The organism is Streptomyces sp. NPDC007991 (genome assembly GCF_042958445.1).
Lineage (GTDB): Bacteria > Actinomycetota > Actinomycetes > Streptomycetales > Streptomycetaceae > Streptomyces.
Genome location: NZ_JBIBJD010000012.1, coordinates 264,583 through 280,517 on the forward strand (window position 1 = coordinate 264,583; position 15,935 = coordinate 280,517).

At 72.3% G+C, this 15,935-nt stretch carries 17 protein-coding genes; 10 read left to right on the forward strand and 7 right to left on the reverse strand.

Annotated features, from left to right (window positions below; genetic code table 11):
* Window positions 1-21 precede the first annotated feature (21 nt).
* The 6 genes from ACFZDA_RS32220 to ACFZDA_RS32245 all read right to left on the reverse strand — a co-directional run bounded on the left by ACFZDA_RS32220 (window position 22) and on the right by ACFZDA_RS32245 (window position 5,534).
* Window positions 22-1,269: an HD domain-containing protein gene (locus ACFZDA_RS32220; protein WP_391088522.1), complete on the reverse strand. Its 1,248-nt coding sequence runs from the start codon at window positions 1,267-1,269 to the stop codon at window positions 22-24.
* On the reverse strand, window positions 1,266-2,630 hold the full coding sequence (locus tag ACFZDA_RS32225) for an HD domain-containing phosphohydrolase (protein ID WP_391088524.1): 1,365 nt from the start codon (window positions 2,628-2,630) through the stop codon (window positions 1,266-1,268). The genes ACFZDA_RS32220 and ACFZDA_RS32225 overlap by 4 nt, the downstream gene beginning before the upstream one ends.
* Window positions 2,631-2,783: 153 nt before the next feature.
* Window positions 2,784-3,095: a mycothiol system anti-sigma-R factor gene (gene rsrA, locus ACFZDA_RS32230; protein ID WP_033314427.1), complete on the reverse strand. Its 312-nt coding sequence runs from the start codon at window positions 3,093-3,095 to the stop codon at window positions 2,784-2,786.
* On the reverse strand, window positions 3,092-3,778 hold the full coding sequence (gene sigR / locus ACFZDA_RS32235) for an RNA polymerase sigma factor SigR (protein ID WP_391088655.1): 687 nt from the start codon (window positions 3,776-3,778) through the stop codon (window positions 3,092-3,094). The genes rsrA and sigR overlap by 4 nt, the downstream gene beginning before the upstream one ends.
* 255 nt (window positions 3,779-4,033) lie before the next feature.
* A complete protein-coding gene (locus ACFZDA_RS32240) occupies window positions 4,034-4,699 on the reverse strand; it encodes an alpha/beta family hydrolase (protein WP_391088656.1) in 666 nt (221 codons plus the stop codon).
* A gap of 19 nt (window positions 4,700-4,718) precedes the next feature.
* Window positions 4,719-5,534, reverse strand: coding sequence for an SOS response-associated peptidase family protein (locus ACFZDA_RS32245; protein ID WP_391088526.1), 816 nt, complete (start codon window positions 5,532-5,534; stop codon window positions 4,719-4,721).
* A gap of 674 nt (window positions 5,535-6,208) precedes the next feature.
* Here ACFZDA_RS32245 and ACFZDA_RS32250 point away from each other — a divergent pair.
* From ACFZDA_RS32250 to ACFZDA_RS32265, 4 genes are all read left to right on the forward strand, one after another.
* Window positions 6,209-6,931: a M50 family metallopeptidase gene (locus ACFZDA_RS32250; RefSeq protein ID WP_391088527.1), complete on the forward strand. Its 723-nt coding sequence runs from the start codon at window positions 6,209-6,211 to the stop codon at window positions 6,929-6,931.
* A 110-nt stretch (window positions 6,932-7,041) separates the two neighbouring features.
* Window positions 7,042-8,382, forward strand: a complete 1,341-nt coding sequence (gene aroA / locus ACFZDA_RS32255; RefSeq protein WP_391088529.1) for a 3-phosphoshikimate 1-carboxyvinyltransferase — start codon at window positions 7,042-7,044, stop codon at window positions 8,380-8,382.
* 17 nt (window positions 8,383-8,399) lie between these two features.
* Window positions 8,400-9,410 (forward strand): ribosome small subunit-dependent GTPase A, encoded by a 1,011-nt coding sequence (gene rsgA, locus ACFZDA_RS32260; protein ID WP_391088531.1) that lies wholly within the window; start codon window positions 8,400-8,402, stop codon window positions 9,408-9,410.
* Between the two features lie 164 nt (window positions 9,411-9,574).
* Window positions 9,575-9,898 (forward strand): SMR family transporter, encoded by a 324-nt coding sequence (locus tag ACFZDA_RS32265; RefSeq protein ID WP_391088533.1) that lies wholly within the window; start codon window positions 9,575-9,577, stop codon window positions 9,896-9,898.
* Between the two features lie 7 nt (window positions 9,899-9,905).
* On the opposite strand, the gene ACFZDA_RS32270 is transcribed toward ACFZDA_RS32265, so the two are convergent.
* Window positions 9,906-10,514 (reverse strand): TetR family transcriptional regulator, encoded by a 609-nt coding sequence (locus ACFZDA_RS32270; RefSeq protein WP_391088534.1) that lies wholly within the window; start codon window positions 10,512-10,514, stop codon window positions 9,906-9,908.
* 566 nt (window positions 10,515-11,080) lie between these two features.
* On the opposite strand from ACFZDA_RS32270, the gene hisN reads away from it, so the two are divergent.
* The 6 genes from hisN to ACFZDA_RS32300 all read left to right on the forward strand — a co-directional run bounded on the left by hisN (window position 11,081) and on the right by ACFZDA_RS32300 (window position 15,899).
* Complete coding sequence (gene hisN, locus ACFZDA_RS32275) at window positions 11,081-11,881, forward strand: histidinol-phosphatase (RefSeq protein ID WP_086565609.1); 801 nt, start codon at window positions 11,081-11,083, stop codon at window positions 11,879-11,881.
* 143 nt (window positions 11,882-12,024) lie between these two features.
* Window positions 12,025-12,417 carry a CBS domain-containing protein gene (locus ACFZDA_RS32280; protein ID WP_391088535.1) on the forward strand — a complete coding sequence of 131 codons (393 nt, stop codon included), beginning with the start codon at window positions 12,025-12,027 and terminating at the stop codon, window positions 12,415-12,417.
* 140 nt (window positions 12,418-12,557) lie between these two features.
* On the forward strand, window positions 12,558-12,974 hold the full coding sequence (locus tag ACFZDA_RS32285) for a Fur family transcriptional regulator (RefSeq protein ID WP_010047623.1): 417 nt from the start codon (window positions 12,558-12,560) through the stop codon (window positions 12,972-12,974).
* A gap of 137 nt (window positions 12,975-13,111) precedes the next feature.
* On the forward strand, window positions 13,112-13,879 hold the full coding sequence (locus tag ACFZDA_RS32290; RefSeq protein ID WP_391088536.1) for an ATP-binding cassette domain-containing protein: 768 nt from the start codon (window positions 13,112-13,114) through the stop codon (window positions 13,877-13,879).
* On the forward strand, window positions 13,876-14,739 hold the full coding sequence (locus ACFZDA_RS32295; protein ID WP_391088537.1) for an ABC transporter permease subunit: 864 nt from the start codon (window positions 13,876-13,878) through the stop codon (window positions 14,737-14,739). The genes ACFZDA_RS32290 and ACFZDA_RS32295 overlap by 4 nt, the downstream gene beginning before the upstream one ends.
* Window positions 14,736-15,899 (forward strand): ABC transporter substrate-binding protein, encoded by a 1,164-nt coding sequence (locus ACFZDA_RS32300; RefSeq protein ID WP_391088538.1) that lies wholly within the window; start codon window positions 14,736-14,738, stop codon window positions 15,897-15,899. The genes ACFZDA_RS32295 and ACFZDA_RS32300 overlap by 4 nt, the downstream gene beginning before the upstream one ends.
* Window positions 15,900-15,935 lie beyond the last annotated feature (36 nt).

The following is a 15,935-nucleotide window of genomic DNA, read 5'->3' on the forward strand; positions in this document are numbered from 1 at the left end:
GGGGCGCTCATTACCCATGGGTTACCCCATCACGGGCAAGGTCAGACTGCTCCTCGCCAGTACCCGGGCCAGGGATTCCACCACCTCCGGGGCGTACTCCCCGGCGGTGGCGAGCCGGAGTTCCTCCAGCGCCGTCAGCGGTCCGCCCAGGCCGCCTTCCCGGGACTTCTCCTCGTACGCGTTCACGGCCCGGACGATCCGCGCGGCGAGCGGCTGCTCCGCAGCGGGGTCGGCCTGCCGCTCCACGACCACGGCGACCGCCTCGTCGACACCCGTCTGCCGTACGACGGCCCCGCCGAGCAGCGCGATCCGCCGCTGTTCCGCGGCGGGCAGGCCGGCGGTCGCGCCCGCCGGCACCGGGTCGACGAGGCTCAGCTGGCCGATGTCGTGCATGAGGGCGGCGTACTCCAGCACGGCCAGCTCGGGCTCGGTGAGCCCCAGGTCACGTCCCACCGCCTGGCTGAGCGCGGCGACGCTCCGGGCGTGCCCGGCCGGGGTGTATCCGGCGACCTCGGTGGCCCGGGCGAGGGAGGCGATGGTCTGCCGGTAGGTCGCCCGGACGGCGGCGTACCGGCGGAACGACATCTGGGCGAGCAGCAGCGGCACGGAGAACACGGGCAGCGCCCACAGCCCCACGACGGCGACCGCCAGGGCCATCACGGCCCCGGTCGCGATGACGGCGGCCCCGATGCCGCACATGGCCCGCAGTTCGTCCCGGAGCACCGGCCCGAAGGGCCAGCCGGTGCGGGAGTGGGCCAGCGCGGCGGCGAGCACGGCGTCGCACAGCGCGGTCAGGGACAGCAGCGCGAGCAGCAGCAGGGCGTAGGCGGGACCGCCCCAGTCCTCGAACATGCCCCGGTTGTACGGGGGCTGGAAGCAGACGGCGACGAACCCGACGGTGAGCACCCGGCGCGCCAGATGGTCGAGCGTGGGCCCCTGCCCGCGCGCCACGTGCGGGACGCTGCCGAGCAGCGAGCCGGCCAGCACGACGGCGACGACCTGGGCGGGGCCGTGGTGTGTGGCCCGCCCGCCGGCCTCGCCGAGCAGCGCGTACGACAGGGCCGCGGCTGCTCCGAGCGGCGCCGGCTCCCTGACCTGCGCCCCGTTGCGCCGGGCGAGCTCCCCGACGGTGAGGAGGACGCCGAAGGCGAGGGCGACCCGGCGTTCCTCCAGCCCGTGGTGGAGGGTGACGGCGAGGGAGCCGGTGGCGAGGAGGGCGGCACAGGCGTGGACGAAGGTGAACAGCGGCGGGGGGCGGTACGCGCTCACCGGTGTGCTCCCGGCGGGCTGGAGACGGGTGCGCCGGGCGGCGGAATCCGGGGCGGGCCGGCGTCGTCGGCGGTCACGGCGGGGCACCATCCCGCCCGGCCGACGGCCGCCACGAGGGCCGCGACCATCACCGGGTCGAACTGGCTGCCGGAGCACCGCTTCAGCTCCGCCAGGGCGACCTCGACGGGCCGGGCCCTGCTGTAGCTCCGGGTGGAGGTCATGGCGTCGAAGGCGTCCGCGACGGCCACGACCCGTGCGGATTCCGGGATCTGACTGCCCACCAGGCCGTAGGGGTACCCGGTGCCGTCCAGCCGTTCGTGGTGGTGCAGTACCGCGGCGCGGGCCTCCCCGAGGAAGCCGATGCCGCGCACCATCTCGTGCCCGTACTCGGGGTGCAGCTCGATCACCCGCCGCTCCTCGGGCGTCAGCGGCCCGTCCTTCCTGAGCAGCCGCGTGGGGACGCCCAGCTTGCCGACGTCGTGCAGGATCCCGGCGAAGCGGAGCACCTCGACGCGCTCGTCGTCCATGCCCAGCTCGCGCGCGATCATCATGGAGGCCTGTCCCACGCGCTCACTGTGCCCGCGCGTGTACCCGTCCTTGATGTCGACGGCCTGCACCAGCGCCCGGATGGTCGCCTGATGGGCGGCCCGTTCCCGGTGGTACTGCGCGAAAGCCCACCAGGAGACGCACATCGGCAGCAGCACGAGCAGCGCGGCCACCGGACCGTACGGGCTGCGCCACAGCACGGCCATCATCAGCCCGGCCAGCCCGTGCACGGCGATGGGCGCGAGGGAGCGCGCCACCAGTCCCCGCCAGGCCCGCCGCACCGGCACCCTCCCCCACTGCCTGAAGGGCGTGGGCGGTGCCCCCACGCCCGCGGCCAGGATCCCGCCGTCCAGCAGCGCGAGCACCAGGCAGAACGCCAGCACGGCCGCTCCGGCCGGTCCGAGCGCGTAGGGCACGTCGCCCGCGACGACCGCGTCCCGCCCGCCGAGCGCCCAGTGCACGCGGGCCGCGGCCCATACGCCGAGGATGAGCTGGGCGGCCCGCCACAGGCGCCGCAGCGCCACGGGCCGCTGTTCGACGTACGAGAGCAGCGCACCCGGCACGGCCACCAGGGCGGCGGCGGGCGCGGGCAGCAGGAAGGCGCCGGCGAGCAGCACGGGATAGAAGGTCCCGGCCGGATGGGAGATCCCGACGAACCGGGACCGGGCGACGCGCTCACAGCCCGCGTACAGCCCGGCGAGCAACAGCACGGCCCACCAGGGCGTGCGGACGCCCGGCGGCGGCAGCAGACAGAGAAGGGCGGCGAGGACGACACAGGCCACGTACACACGTGCCCGCACCGGTACCGCTTCCATCAGCCCTCCCGCGGCCATGTCCATCAGGCCCGGAGCCTAGGACGGCGGTGGGGGGCTCCGCGGGCCGATAACCCGCGGATTCGCACGTTCGAGTGACGCGTTCGAGGATGACTACCCCCCTCGGAGGCGGGGTAGTTGAAAAGCGTGGGAGTGTCAGGATTCCTGCGGCGTGGCCGGTGAGGCCGTGACGTCCTGCTCGGGGACGGCCTGGCCGGAGCGGATCAGCTCGATCCGCCCCATGACCTTGTCGCGCAGATCACCCGGCACGTCGTCATGCCCGCAGCAGCGCTTGACCAGCTTCTTCACGGCCTGCTCGAGCCCGTACTTCTCGAGGCAGGGCGAGCACTCCTCGAAGTGGTGCTCGAACTTCACGCAGTCCGAGTCCGGCATCTCACGGTCGAGGAACTCATAGAGATGATCGAGGATTTCGCTGCAATCCGTCTCGTGCGGCTCTCCGCAGCTCATGACCCCGAGCCTTTCGCTTCGTTCGACTCTCCGGCGCCGGCAGGCACCATCCCGCGGTCACGGGCGTAGTCCTGCAGCATGCCGCGCAGCTGACGGCGGCCCCGGTGCAGCCGGGACATCACCGTACCGATGGGTGTCCCCATGATGTCGGCGATCTCCTTGTAGGCAAAGCCCTCGACATCCGCCAGATAGACGGCGATGCGGAACTCCTCGGGGATCGCCTGGAGTGCTTCCTTCACGTCCGAGTCGGGCAGGTGGTCGAGCGCCTGCGACTCCGCGGAGCGCAGACCCGTCGACATGTGCGACTCGGCGCGGGCGAGCTGCCAGTCCTCGATCTCCTCGGCCGCCGAGCGCTGCGGTTCCCGCTGCTTCTTGCGGTACGAGTTGATGAAGGTGTTCGTGAGGATCCGGTACAGCCACGCCTTGAGATTGGTGCCCTCGCGGAACTGGTGGAAGGACGCGTACGCCTTCGCGTAGGTCTCCTGCACCAGATCCTCGGCGTCGGCTGGATTGCGCGTCATGCGCAGCGCGGCCGAGTACATCTGGTCGAGGAACTCGAGCGCGTCCCGCTCGAAGCGCGCGTTGCGCTCCGCGGCCGTCTCCGCGCCCGTGCCGCCCTGGCCCTCGGGCTGCTCCGCCTGGCCGTGTTCGGTCCCTGCGTCGGTCCCTGTGACCGGACCCACCTCCTCAAGTGTTCTCGTGAGACCGAGACCGGTCTCACCAGAATCGGAGGATAGACGACGATCCGGTCCGCCCGCCGCCCGAATAGGAGCGGTCTTGGCCGCGTGCAGCACCGTCCAGTCCAGGTCGGCGCGGCTGGTGCGGCTCGGGCAGTAGATCGAACCCATGCGGCGGACTCCCTCTCCTACGGCGTCGGTGCTGGTCTCCAGCACGTACGTCCCGCACAACAGTGATCGCCGCCCCCGCATTCCCGGGCTTTACCCGAGTGACCCGGTCCACTCCACGACCGCGTCCGTGATGACCGCCACTGCCTCGTCCTGCGTGATCTCCGCGCGCTTGGGGACGGCGAAGCCGTGATCGCCGTACGGCACCTCGACGAGCTCGTACGGCCCCTCGGGGAACTCCCCTGGCCTGCCGAAGGGGTCGTTCCCGCCCTGGACGACCAGGGTGGGCACCCCGGAGCCCAGCAGCTCGGCGGCGCGTGACTTCTCGGGCTTGCCGGGCGGGTGGAGGGGGAAGCTGAGGGCGAGGACCGCGTGGGCGCCGAGTTCCGTGGCGGTGCGGCAGGCGACCCGGGCGCCGGCGCTGCGGCCGCCGGAGACCACCGGCAGTCCGGACGCGGCGAGGGCGGGCCAGATGCCCCGCCAGCCGAGGTCCAGGGTCCTGGGCGCGGGCGCGAGCTTCTTCCCGGCCACCCGCCAGGGCTGCTCCACCAGGGCCACAGTGACGCCGTGGGCGGGCAGCACGGCGGCCAGGGCCGTCAGGTCGCGGGCCTCGATGCCGCCGCCGGCGCCGTGGCTGACGGCGAGCACGAGGCGGGCCTTCTTCGCCTTGTGCCAGATGATGCGGGCGGGGCCGGCTTCGGTCTCGACGGTCTCGACCGTGCCGGTGGTCCCGCTGGTCGCGGCGGACCCTTTCGTCATGTTGGTCTCTTCGGTCACGTCAGAAGAGTGTGCCCTCTTCGGGCCCTTCCAGCTCCTTCAGCAGCTCCGGGCCGTTGTTGCGGACGTTGCTGACGGCCGTGGTGACGGGGTAGGCGCGCATCAGCCCGGCGGGCGGCGGGGCGAGCAGTTCGCGCAGGTCGTCGATGTCCGTGCGGGACGGGTCCAGCCAGGCGTCCCAGCGGTCGGGGGTCAGCATCAGGGGCATCCGGGGGTGGATCTCGGCCAGGGCCCGGGGACCGTCCGCCGGGGACACCGCCAGCGGGCTCGTCTCGGCCTCGGTGGTGATGACCGAGCACGTCACCCACCAGGCCTGCGGGTGGTCGTCCGGCAGCGTCTTGTCCCGCCAGAACTCGTACAGGCCGGCCATCGCGAAGACCGACCCGTCCGCCGGGGTCACGAAGTAGGGCTGTTTACGGGGCCGCTTCTTCTTGCCCTCGACCTCCAGGTCGCGCTCCTGCTTGCCGGTGACCCACTCGTAGTAGCCGTCGGCGGGCAGGATGCAGCGCCGGGAGGTGAAGGCCCGGCGGTAGGACGGCTTCTCGTGGACGGTCTCCGCGCGGGCGTTGATCATCCGGGCGCCGCCCTCGGGGGTCTTCGACCAGGAGGGGACGAGCCCCCACTTCAGCGTGCGCAGCTGCCGGACCGGGCGCGGGTCGTCCGCGTCTTTCACAGGGCGGTCGAGGACGGCGTAGACCTCTTTGGTGGGCGCCACGTTGTAGTCGGGCTGCAGAGTCTCCTCGGGCTCCCACTTCTCGACCTCGAAGATTCCCGCGAGATCCTCCGGTCTACGACTCGCTGCATACCGTCCGCACATATGCGACCACCCTCCGACCCGCGCAACGGCCACGTCAGTCAACACCGAGCCGGCACGGTGCCGAGTGGGCGCCGCATCCATCACGTGGACCGCCCGTGGCAGACCGTTGCCGGACACGATCGTGGCGTACCAGTGTGGCAGGTCGCGAGGCGGCCACCGTAACGTGCCGTGACTGGCCGGGCATCCGGCAGCCGAGGACGCCTCGGGCGAGGTGGCCGCGCTGGTGCGCTCTGCGCCGCGGGCGATCGGCCTGGCACCGTCCCGCCGCGTCCCTGTGGGCTCGGGCAGCCCCGATGCCGCACACCCGAGGACGGCCGACGGCCGTCCGTGATCCGCTGCACGGCGGACAGCACGCATGCCTGGCCGGGCTCCGAATGGACCCAGCTGGAGGCGCACATGGCCCGCGCGGCGTCGCGTGCGTCCGCTGAGCGGGCACGCTGGATCACCCCCGACGGCGTGGCCCGCCTCTGGGACGTGCCACGCGGCAGCGTCTAGCGACTGGCCGTCGAGCACGGTTGGCGACGGCTGCGCGGCGTCGCCGCACCGCAGGTAACGCTGTGATCTGCACGTTTGCCGTCAGGAACGATCGCTGTCACGTCGGCGTCTCAGATACCGTCCGCACGTACGTGCCACACTGCCAGACTCGATCCGCCCACAGGGAGCCGACGCCGCACATGGACAGCACCGCAACCGCCTCGCTCGCCTCCCTCTGGGACGAGGTCTCCGGCACCCAGCCCGACCCCGACCTGTGGGTCGTGATCGCGACTCTGGGGGCCGCGCTCGCCGTGGTGGTCCCGCACGGACTGTGGCGCATCTCCCGCAACGCCATCACCATCGCCCACGAGGGCGGCCACGGGCTCGTGGCCCTGCTCAGCGGCCGCACCCTCACCGGCATACGGCTGCACTCGGACACCAGCGGCCTGACCGTCAGCCGCGGCAAGCCGTACGGCATCGGCATGATCCTCACCGCGGCCTCCGGCTACACCGCCCCGCCCCTGCTGGGCCTCGGCGGCGCGGCCCTGCTGGGCTCCGGCCGCATCACGCTGCTGCTGTGGCTGGCCACGGCCCTGCTGCTGGCCATGCTCGTGATGATCCGCAACGCGTACGGCGCCCTCACCATGATCGTCACCGGTGGCCTGTTCGTCCTGGTGTCCTGGCTGGCCGGCCCCCAGGTCCAGGCGGCGTTCGCGTACGTGGTTGTGTGGTTCCTGCTGATCGGCGGAGTGCGTCCGGCGTTCGAGCTCCAGGCCAAGCGGGCGCGGGGCGGGGCGGGTGACTCGGACGCGGACCAGTTGTCGCGGCTGACGCATGTGCCGGCGGCGCTGTGGCTGTTCCTCTTCCACGCGGTGTCCCTGTGCTCGCTGATCGGCGGGGGACGCTGGCTGCTGGAGCTGTGACCAGCCGATCCGGGGGACGCGGGGCTGCGCCTACGTGCGGCTGCGCCGCGTGGGCCCGACCGACCCCCACGGCGCCGCACCCGGACCACTGCTCCTTATAAAGTGAAGCCATGGCCCCGAACACCGCAGACACCGCCCTCTGGCCCGCCCCGCACGCGAGCGGAGCCGTCGACGCGACGGTCCACGTGCCCGGGTCCAAGTCGGTCACCAACCGTGCCTTGGTCCTCGCCTCCCTCGCCTCCGAACCGGGCTGGCTGCGCCGCCCCCTGCGCTCCCGCGACACCCTGCTGATGGCCGGCGCGCTGCGCGCCATGGGCATCGAGATCGAGGAAACGGTGTCCTCCAGCTCCTCCGTCGCGGGCGGCCCCGACGCCACGGGCGAGGCGTGGCGCGTGCTCCCCACGGCCCTGCGCGGCCCGGCCACGGTCGACGTCGGCAACGCCGGCACGGTGATGCGGTTCCTGCCGCCGGTCGCCGTGCTCGCCGACGGCCCCGTCCGCTTCGACGGCGATCCCCGCTCGTACGAGCGCCCCCTGAACGGAGTCATCGACGCGCTGCGCCTGCTCGGTGCCCGGATCGACGACGACGGCCGTGGCGCGCTGCCGTTGACCGTGCACGGCAGCGGCGCCCTGGACGGCGGCCCGGTGGAGATCGACGCGTCCTCCTCGTCACAGTTCGTGAGCGCCCTGCTGCTGTCCGGCCCGCGCTTCAACCAGGGCGTCGAGGTCCGCCACACCGGCGCCACGCTGCCCTCCATGCCGCACATCCGCATGACCGTCGACATGCTGCGCGCGGTCGGCGCCCAGGTGGACACGCCCGAGTCGGGCGGCGAGCCGAACGTCTGGCGGGTCACGCCGGGTGCCCTGCTCGGCCGGGACCTGGTCATCGAGCCGGACCTGTCCAACGCCCAGCCGTTCCTGGCGGCGGCGCTGGTGACCGGCGGCAAGGTCGTCATCCCGGACTGGCCGGCCCGCACCACCCAGCCCGGTGACCGGCTGCGCGAGATCTTCACCGAGATGGGCGGTTCCTGCGAACTGACCGAGTTCGGGCTCGTGTTCACCGGCTCCGGCTCGGTGCACGGCATCGACGTCGATCTGAGCGAGGTCGGCGAGCTGACGCCGGGCGTCGCGGCGGTCGCGGCCCTCGCGGACTCCCCGTCGACCCTGCGCGGCGTGGCGCATCTGCGGCTGCACGAGACGGACCGCCTGGCCGCGTTGACCAAGGAGATCAACGAACTGGGCGGTGACGTCACGGAGACCGCCGACGGCCTGCACATCCGCCCGCGCCGGCTGCACGGCGGGATCTTCCACACCTACGACGACCACCGCATGGCCACGGCCGGCGCGATCATCGGCCTCGCCGTGGAGGGCGTGCAGATCGAGAACGTGGCGACGACGGCCAAGACCCTGCCCGACTTCCCCGACCTGTGGACCGGGATGCTCGGGGCGTAGGACGCGGGGATCAGGTCATGCGCCGCTACGGCAAGCACACCGACGAGGACGACATCCGCACCCGTCCGGGCCGCCGGAACACCCGGCCCCGGACGAACATCCGGCCCAAGCACGAGGACGCCGCCGAGGGCCTCGTCCTCACCGTCGACCGGGGCCGCCTGACCTGCCTCGTCGACGACCGTGTGGTCATGGCGATGAAGGCCCGGGAGCTGGGCCGCAAGGCGGCGGTGGTCGGCGACCGCGTGGCGCTCGTCGGCGACCTGTCCGGCAGGAAGGACACGCTCGCGAGGATCGTCCGCATCGAGGAGCGGACCTCGGTCCTGCGTCGCACGGCGGACGACGACGACCCGTACGAGCGCGTGGTCGTCGCCAACGCCGACCAGCTGGCCATCGTCACCGCCCTGGCCGACCCGGAACCCCGCCCGCGGCTGATCGACCGCTGCCTGGTCGCGGCCTACGCCGGCGGCCTGGACCCGCTGCTGGTGCTGACCAAGTCGGACCTCGCCCCGCCCGACAAGCTGCTGGAGCTGTACGGCCACCTCGACATCCCCTACGTCGTCACCAGCCGCGAGGAACTCCAGGCCGGCACCGCCGTCGCCCGCGTGCGGGAGCAGCTCGACGGCAAGATCACCGCGTTCGTCGGCCACTCCGGTGTCGGCAAGACGACGCTGGTCAACTCGCTCGTGCCGCAGGAGCAGCGCCGTACGACCGGGCATGTGAACGCGGTGACGGGCCGCGGACGGCACACCACCACCTCGGCGCTGGCGCTGCCCCTGTCGGGCAGCGACGGCTGGGTGATCGACACACCGGGCCTGCGGTCCTTCGGCCTGCACCACGTCGACCCGTCCCGGGTCATCCACGCCTTCCCCGACCTCGAGCCGGGCACCGAGGGCTGCCCGCGCGCGTGCAGCCACGACGAGCCCGACTGCGCGCTGGACGCGTGGGTGGCCGAAGGGCACGCGGATCCGGCGCGGCTGTATTCGCTGCGGCGGCTGCTGGCCGCGCGGGAGCGCAAGGAAGGCGACTGACCTCCGCGTTGTTTGTCATGGCGTGCGGACGGTAAGTGCATAATCGCACCAAGCCGGATGCAAGACCGACCAGAAGCCAAGGCCGTCCAAAAGCTTGAGACTCTGACGAACATGCTCAAACCGACTAAGCGGTCGCTGAACGTGGGATACGGGAGGAACGACTCATGGCGTGGCTGCTGGTCATAGTGGCGGGGTTGCTGGAGACCGGCTTCGCCGTGTGCCTGAAGCTGTCGCACGGTTTCACCCGGCTCTGGCCGACGGTCGCGTTCTGCGTCTTCGCCCTCGGCAGCTTCGGTCTGCTGACCCTGTCGCTGAAGAAACTCGACGTGGGTCCCGCCTATGCCGTGTGGACCGGTATCGGCGCGGCGGGCACGGCGATCTACGGCATGGTGTTCCTGGGCGACCTGGTGTCGACGCTGAAGATCGTGTCGATCAGCCTCGTCGTCATCGGCGTGATCGGGCTTCAACTGTCGGGTTCGACGCACTGACGTCCCGTCATCCTGTGCGCCGCTGAAGGGCGCTGCGGACCAGCTCGGCGACGCCGCCCTCGCCGGGGGGCGCGGCCACGCACGACAGGGCGAGCCGGACGGCGAGTTCGCAGGAGCGGGCCAGGTCGGCTGTGTCGGACTCGGGAGTGCCGGGCCCCGCCAGGGCGATGACGGCACGGTCGCGGACGAGGGCGACGAAGTCGCCGGGCGAGGGCAGTGGGCCGTCGGCGCGGCGCTGGGCCGGCAGGGCGGAGGTGGAGCGCACGGCCGACAGCACCGGGGACGGCAGCCGTTCGCTCCAGCAGCCGGTGAGCATCGCACGGACGAGGGCGTTCTCCCGGGCCGCCGAGGTGGTCCACTCGGCGGTGGCGGTGAGCCGCTCACGCGGGTCGCTGTGCCCGGTGAGCGCGCGGTCGACCCCGGCGAGATACCCGTCCGCTTCTCGCCTCACGAGCGCCCGGGCGAGCCCGTCCTTGCTGCCGAACTCGTTGTACAGCGTCTGCCGGGACACCCCCGCCGCCGCGGCCACGTCCACCATCCGCACGGTGGACCACGGCCGGCGCACCAGGGCCGTGTAAGCGGCGTCCAGTAGAGATTCCCGCGCTGCAGGCATCATCGCCTCCCCTTGGGGCGAGCGGCTCTGCGCCCAGATTTGACGCGCCCCACACCCCTGTCAAGGGTTCACGAGAGCACGCGGGGTCACCTTTGAGCCGACCTGCGCGGGTACGACCGACCGCCACTGCGGACAGCCGTGCCGCCAGGGCGCACCTGTCCCACCGAGGCAGCACCCCGTCACACCGGGCTGCGCAACACCCCACCACCGACCGCCGCTGCGGGCAGTCGTGCCCTGGGGCGGCACCGCCGGGCTCCGCAGCACACCCCCACCGACCGCCACTGCGGGCAGTCGGACCCTGGGGCGGCACCGCCAGACTCCGCAGCACACCCCCACCGACCGCCGCTGCGGGCAGTCGTGCCGCTAGGGGCGGCACGGGTGGGCGCAACGGCACCCCGCACCGCCGGGCTGCGCAACGCCCCGCCCCCAGCACCAACGCCCCCTCGGCACCAACTGCCCCTGCCGCACCGACGCCCCTCGAACAGGCACCCCGAGCCCCCACAACACCCCCACCCACACCCACAAACCCCCTGTAGCCCCACCCCCACCTCGGCAGATAGGTTCGTTACATGCCCGACTATCTCGACGACCTGCGTCTCGCCCACGTCCTCGCCGACGCCGCCGACGCCGCGACGACGGACCGGTTCAAGGCCCTCGATCTCAAGGTCGAGACCAAACCGGACATGACCCCGGTGAGCGAAGCGGACAAGGCCGCCGAAGAACTCATCCGCGGCCAACTCGCCCGCGCCCGCCCCCGGGACGCGATCCTCGGCGAGGAGTACGGCGTCGAGGGCACCGGCCCCCGCCGCTGGGTGATCGACCCCATCGACGGCACCAAGAACTACGTGCGCGGCGTCCCCGTCTGGGCCACCCTCATCTCCCTGATGGAAGCCGGCGAGGGCGGCTTCCAGCCCGTCGTCGGCGTCGTCTCCGCCCCCGCCCTCGGCCGCCGCTGGTGGGCCGCGAAGGGCTACGGCGCGTTCACCGGCCGCAGCCTCACGAAGGCGACCCGCCTCCAGGTCTCCCGCGTCGGCAAGCTCGCCGACGCCTCCTTCGCGTACTCCTCGCTCAGCGGCTGGGAGGAGCAGGGCCGCCTGGACGGCTTCCTGGACCTCACCCGCGAGGTGTGGCGCACGCGCGCGTACGGCGACTTCTGGCCCTACATGCTGGTCGCCGAGGGCGCCGTCGACATGTGCGCCGAGCCGGAGCTGTCGCTCTGGGACATGGCCGCCAACGCGATCATCGTCACCGAGGCCGGCGGCACCTTCACCGGACTCGACTCCCGCCCGGGCCCGCACAGCGGCAACGCGGCCGCGTCGAACGGCCTGCTGCACGACGAGCTGCTGGGGTATCTCAACCAGCGCTACTGAGCAACCACCACCACAACGCGCCCCCCTGTCACCGAGCGCGCCCCTTGTTGACCCTCCCTTTACCTGTCACCCTGAGAGTCCACCCGCTTGTGAACTTGTGAAAACATGAACAAACGGCGGGGACACCCCCAGGAGGCCCCTTCATGCTCGTCCGTGACGCCATGAGTACCGTCGTCCTCACCATCGGCCCGACCCACACGCTCCGCCAGGCCGCCGCACTGATGGCCACCCGCAAGGTCGGCGCGGCCATCGTCCACGACCCCGACGCCGGCGGCATCGGCATCCTCACCGAACGCGACATCCTCATCTCCGTGGGCCGGGGCCAGGACCCGGACACGGAACCCGCCCATGCCCACACCACCACCGACGTCGTGTTCGCCACTCCGGCCTGGACCCTGGAGGAGGCGGCCGCCGCCATGGCGCACGGCGGTTTCCGGCATCTCATCGTGCTGGACCGCGACGAGCCCGCCGGCGTCGTCTCGGTCCGCGACATCATCCGCTGCTGGGCACCGGCGCGTCAGCAGGTACCCGCCTGACAGCACGAACGGCCCGGGCCTCCCGATGGGGGCCAGGGCCGTCCCCGACGCCGAAGCAAGTAGACAGTGTCTAAAGCAAGCCAGCCTCTAACTCCACACCTGTTCGCAACCTGGTCTCTTTTGCTGTTAGGCTGGTAGCCATGAGTGACCTTCTGGAACGGCTGCGCGGACGCGGATGGCGGATGACCGCGCAGCGGCGCGTCGTGGCCGAGGTCCTCGACGGCGAACACGTCCATCTGACGGCCGACGAGGTCCACGCCCGGGCCGTCGCCAAGCTGCCCGAGATCTCCCGGGCGACCGTCTACAACACGCTCGGCGAGCTCGTGTCCCTCGGCGAGGTGCTCGAGGTCTCCACGGACCAGCGCGCCAAGCGGTACGACCCGAACGCCCACCAGCCGCACCACCACCTGGTCTGCGCCCAGTGCGGCGCGATCCGCGACGTGCACCCCGTCGGCAACCCACTGGCGGACCTCCCCGACTCGGAGCGCTTCGGCTTCACGGTCTCGGACGTCGAGGTGACGTACCGCGGCGTCTGCCCGAACTGCGCGGCCGCCTAGCCTCTCCGCCTTCTCGCGAAGCCCCGGCATCGACGATGCCGGGGCTTCGCGCCGTCCGCGGACTTCCCGTATCTGACGGTCCGTCATATGGTCAACGGCACCCACCAGTCCGTTCCGCACTCCGCGAGGAGACCGAAGTGGGAGAGCCGTATCCGAAAGTCACCGCCCACGACCTGACGCGCACCTTCGGCCGGGGCCCTCGCGCGGTCGGCGCCCTCGGCCCCCTCGACCTGACCGTCGCGCCCGGCGAGTTCGTCTGCCTCGTCGGCCCCTCGGGCTGCGGCAAGTCCACCCTGCTGCGCATCACCGCCGGACTGCTCCGGCCCAGCACCGGCACGCTGGAGATCCGCACGTCCAGCCCGCGCCCGGCGGCCATGATCTTCCAGGACTACGGCATCTACGACTGGAAGACCGTCCAGGCCAACGTCCGCTTCGGCCTCGACATCCAGCGCGTCCCACGCCGGGAGGCGAACGCCCGGGCCGCCGGCTGGCTGGCCCGCACAGGTCTCGCCGACTTCGCGCACGCCTACCCGGCGGCCCTCTCCGGCGGTATGCGGCAACGCGTCGCCCTCGCCCGCGCCCTGGCGGTCGAGCCCGAACTGCTGCTGATGGACGAGCCGTTCGCCGCCCTGGACGCCCAGCTCCGCACGATCCTCCAGGACGAACTGCTGGAGATCACGCAGGCGCTGCACACGACGACCCTGTTCATCACCCACAGCCTGGAGGAGGCGATCGTCCTCGGCGACCGCGTCCTGGTGATGTCCGCCCGCCCGGGCCGGATCATCGCCGAGCACCGCCCGCCCTTCCCACGCCCGCGCACCGGCGACGTCCGCGCCACCCCCGAGTTCACCGCGCTGAAGAGCGAGCTGTGGGACCTGCTGCGCAAGGAGGCGGTGCCCGCGTGACCACGCTCACCCCAACGACGAAGCCCTCGGTCCTGGTCCGCCGCCCGGGCCCGGGCGAACTGCGCCCCGTCCGCACCCACCGCCGCCGGCGCGCCCTGGAACTGTCCCTCGCGGCGGCCGTACCCCTCCTGCTGGTGCTGCTCTGGCAGCTGGCGGCGGTCCGGGGCTGGATCGACGGCCGCGTCTACCCGGCGCCGGCCACGATCCTCGCCGACGGCTGGGACCGGGCCGCGGCCGGTGAGCTGTGGCCGGACGTGTGGGCGACGCTCAGGCGGGTCCTGGCCGGCTACGCCGTCGGCACGGCTGCGGGCTACCTCCTGGGCCTGCTGATGGGGTCGCTGCCGCTGGTCAGAGCCGCCCTCGAACCGCTCCTGGACGCCCTGTACGTCGTACCGAAGCTGGCCCTGCTCCCGGTCTTCCTGAACATGTTCGGCCTGGGCGAGGGCCCGCAGGTGGCCCTGGTGGCGGCCACGGTCTTCTTCTTCGTCTGGATCTCCACGATGTCGGCGGTCATGGCGGTCCCCGACGGCCACCGCGACGCCGGCCGGGTCTTCGGCGCCTCCCCGTGGCAGATGTTCCGCCACGTCCTGCTCCCGGCCTCCCTGCCCGCCGTCCTGGTCGGCGCGCGGATCGCGGCGGGCGTGGCGGTCCTGGTCATCGTCGCCTCGGAACAGATCGCCGCGACCGACGGCCTCGGCCATCTGATCTTCGACTCCCGCGCCCTCTTCCGGAACGACGTGATGTTCGTCGGCATCGTCTGCGTCGCCGTCCTGGGCGTGCTCTTCTCCGAGCTGGTCCGCTTCGCCGGCCGGCTGCTCACGCCGTGGGCCCCGCGCGACCGGGGACGGGGGCAGTCATGAGGGGACGTACGCACGGCCCTACGAGGGGCCGTAGGTACGGTCTCGCCCTGCTCGCGACCGCGCTGCTCGCCTCGGCGGCCTGCTCGTCACCGTCCTCCGGGAGCGCGACGCCGAAGGCGGACGCCGCAACGCGCACCGTGCGCTCGGTCGAGGGCTGCGGCGCGGGCTCCTGGACGGACCCCGTCGACCTCGCCCCCGACCGCACCCCGGCTCGCTGCCGCCCGGGCTCCCCACCTGCCCAGCGGCTCCCCGAGCCCCGCAAGCTGACCATCGCGACGGGCACACTCGGCGCCGAGTACGTGGCGCCCCTGCGAGTCGCACTCGACAAGGGCGAGTTCGACCAGGAGGGCCTGGACGTCACGCTGAAGGTGCTGCCGACGCCCGAGGCACTCCCCCTGCTGGCCAAGGGCGAGGTCGACGCGCTCTGGGCGGCGCCGGAGGCGGCCGTCCTGAACGGCATCCGCGGCGGCTTCGCCATCCGCTGGGTCGCGGGGAACTTCTCGCCCGGCCCGAAGTCCAAGAGCGGCCTGTGGGTCAGGCTGAAGGACGGCGAGACGGCGACCGCCGTCCGGATGGCCGACCGGAGACTCGGCACGATGATCGGCAAGGGCTCCGTCATCGCCTACCCCATGGAACAGGCCCTGGAGCGGCACGGCGGCGGCCTCGACCGGATCCGCTACCAGCAACTGGGCTCGGCCGACGTCCTCACGGCCCTGGAGAACGGCGGCGTCGACTCCGCGTGGCTGCTCGACCCCGTATGGCGCCGGGTCGACGGCGAACCGGGCTACGCCTTCCTGGGCGGCCAGCCACCCGGCGAGCCCCTGGGCGGCATGCTCTACGGCCCGGGCCTGCTGAACGACGACGTGGACGCCGGGGTGGCACTGCTGCGGGCATACATCCGCACGGTGAACACGTACTTCGCGGCCGACTACAAGAAGAACGAGACCTTCATCACATATCTGGCGAAACTCCTGAAGACGGACGAGGCAATCCTGCGCTCCACACCGTCGCTCCGCATGGACTGGGAAATCCGCACCGGCACGACCGACCGCCTCCAGTCCGCCTACCGCGCCCAGGGCGTCGCGGAAGGCGATCCGCTCCCCGAGTCCCGCACGGTGACCCGCTCCCTCTACGAGGAGGCGGTGGGCCACCGCCGATAGACACACCGAGGGCCGGAACCCTTGCGGATTCCGGCC

Coding starts and splice junctions, on each gene's coding strand:
- ACFZDA_RS32225 (WP_391088524.1), bottom strand. CDS start 2,630: ATGGAAGCGGTACCGGTGCGGGCACGTGTGTACGTGGCCTGTGTCGTC.
- rsrA (WP_033314427.1), bottom strand. CDS start 3,095: ATGAGCTGCGGAGAGCCGCACGAGACGGATTGCAGCGAAATCCTCGAT.
- ACFZDA_RS32240 (WP_391088656.1), bottom strand. CDS start 4,699: ATGACGAAAGGGTCCGCCGCGACCAGCGGGACCACCGGCACGGTCGAG.
- ACFZDA_RS32245 (WP_391088526.1), bottom strand. CDS start 5,534: ATGTGCGGACGGTATGCAGCGAGTCGTAGACCGGAGGATCTCGCGGGA.
- ACFZDA_RS32250 (WP_391088527.1), top strand. CDS start 6,209: ATGGACAGCACCGCAACCGCCTCGCTCGCCTCCCTCTGGGACGAGGTC.
- aroA (WP_391088529.1), top strand. CDS start 7,042: ATGGCCCCGAACACCGCAGACACCGCCCTCTGGCCCGCCCCGCACGCG.
- rsgA (WP_391088531.1), top strand. CDS start 8,400: ATGCGCCGCTACGGCAAGCACACCGACGAGGACGACATCCGCACCCGT.
- ACFZDA_RS32265 (WP_391088533.1), top strand. CDS start 9,575: ATGGCGTGGCTGCTGGTCATAGTGGCGGGGTTGCTGGAGACCGGCTTC.
- ACFZDA_RS32270 (WP_391088534.1), bottom strand. CDS start 10,514: ATGATGCCTGCAGCGCGGGAATCTCTACTGGACGCCGCTTACACGGCC.
- hisN (WP_086565609.1), top strand. CDS start 11,081: ATGCCCGACTATCTCGACGACCTGCGTCTCGCCCACGTCCTCGCCGAC.
- ACFZDA_RS32280 (WP_391088535.1), top strand. CDS start 12,025: ATGCTCGTCCGTGACGCCATGAGTACCGTCGTCCTCACCATCGGCCCG.
- ACFZDA_RS32285 (WP_010047623.1), top strand. CDS start 12,558: ATGAGTGACCTTCTGGAACGGCTGCGCGGACGCGGATGGCGGATGACC.
- ACFZDA_RS32300 (WP_391088538.1), top strand. CDS start 14,736: ATGAGGGGACGTACGCACGGCCCTACGAGGGGCCGTAGGTACGGTCTC.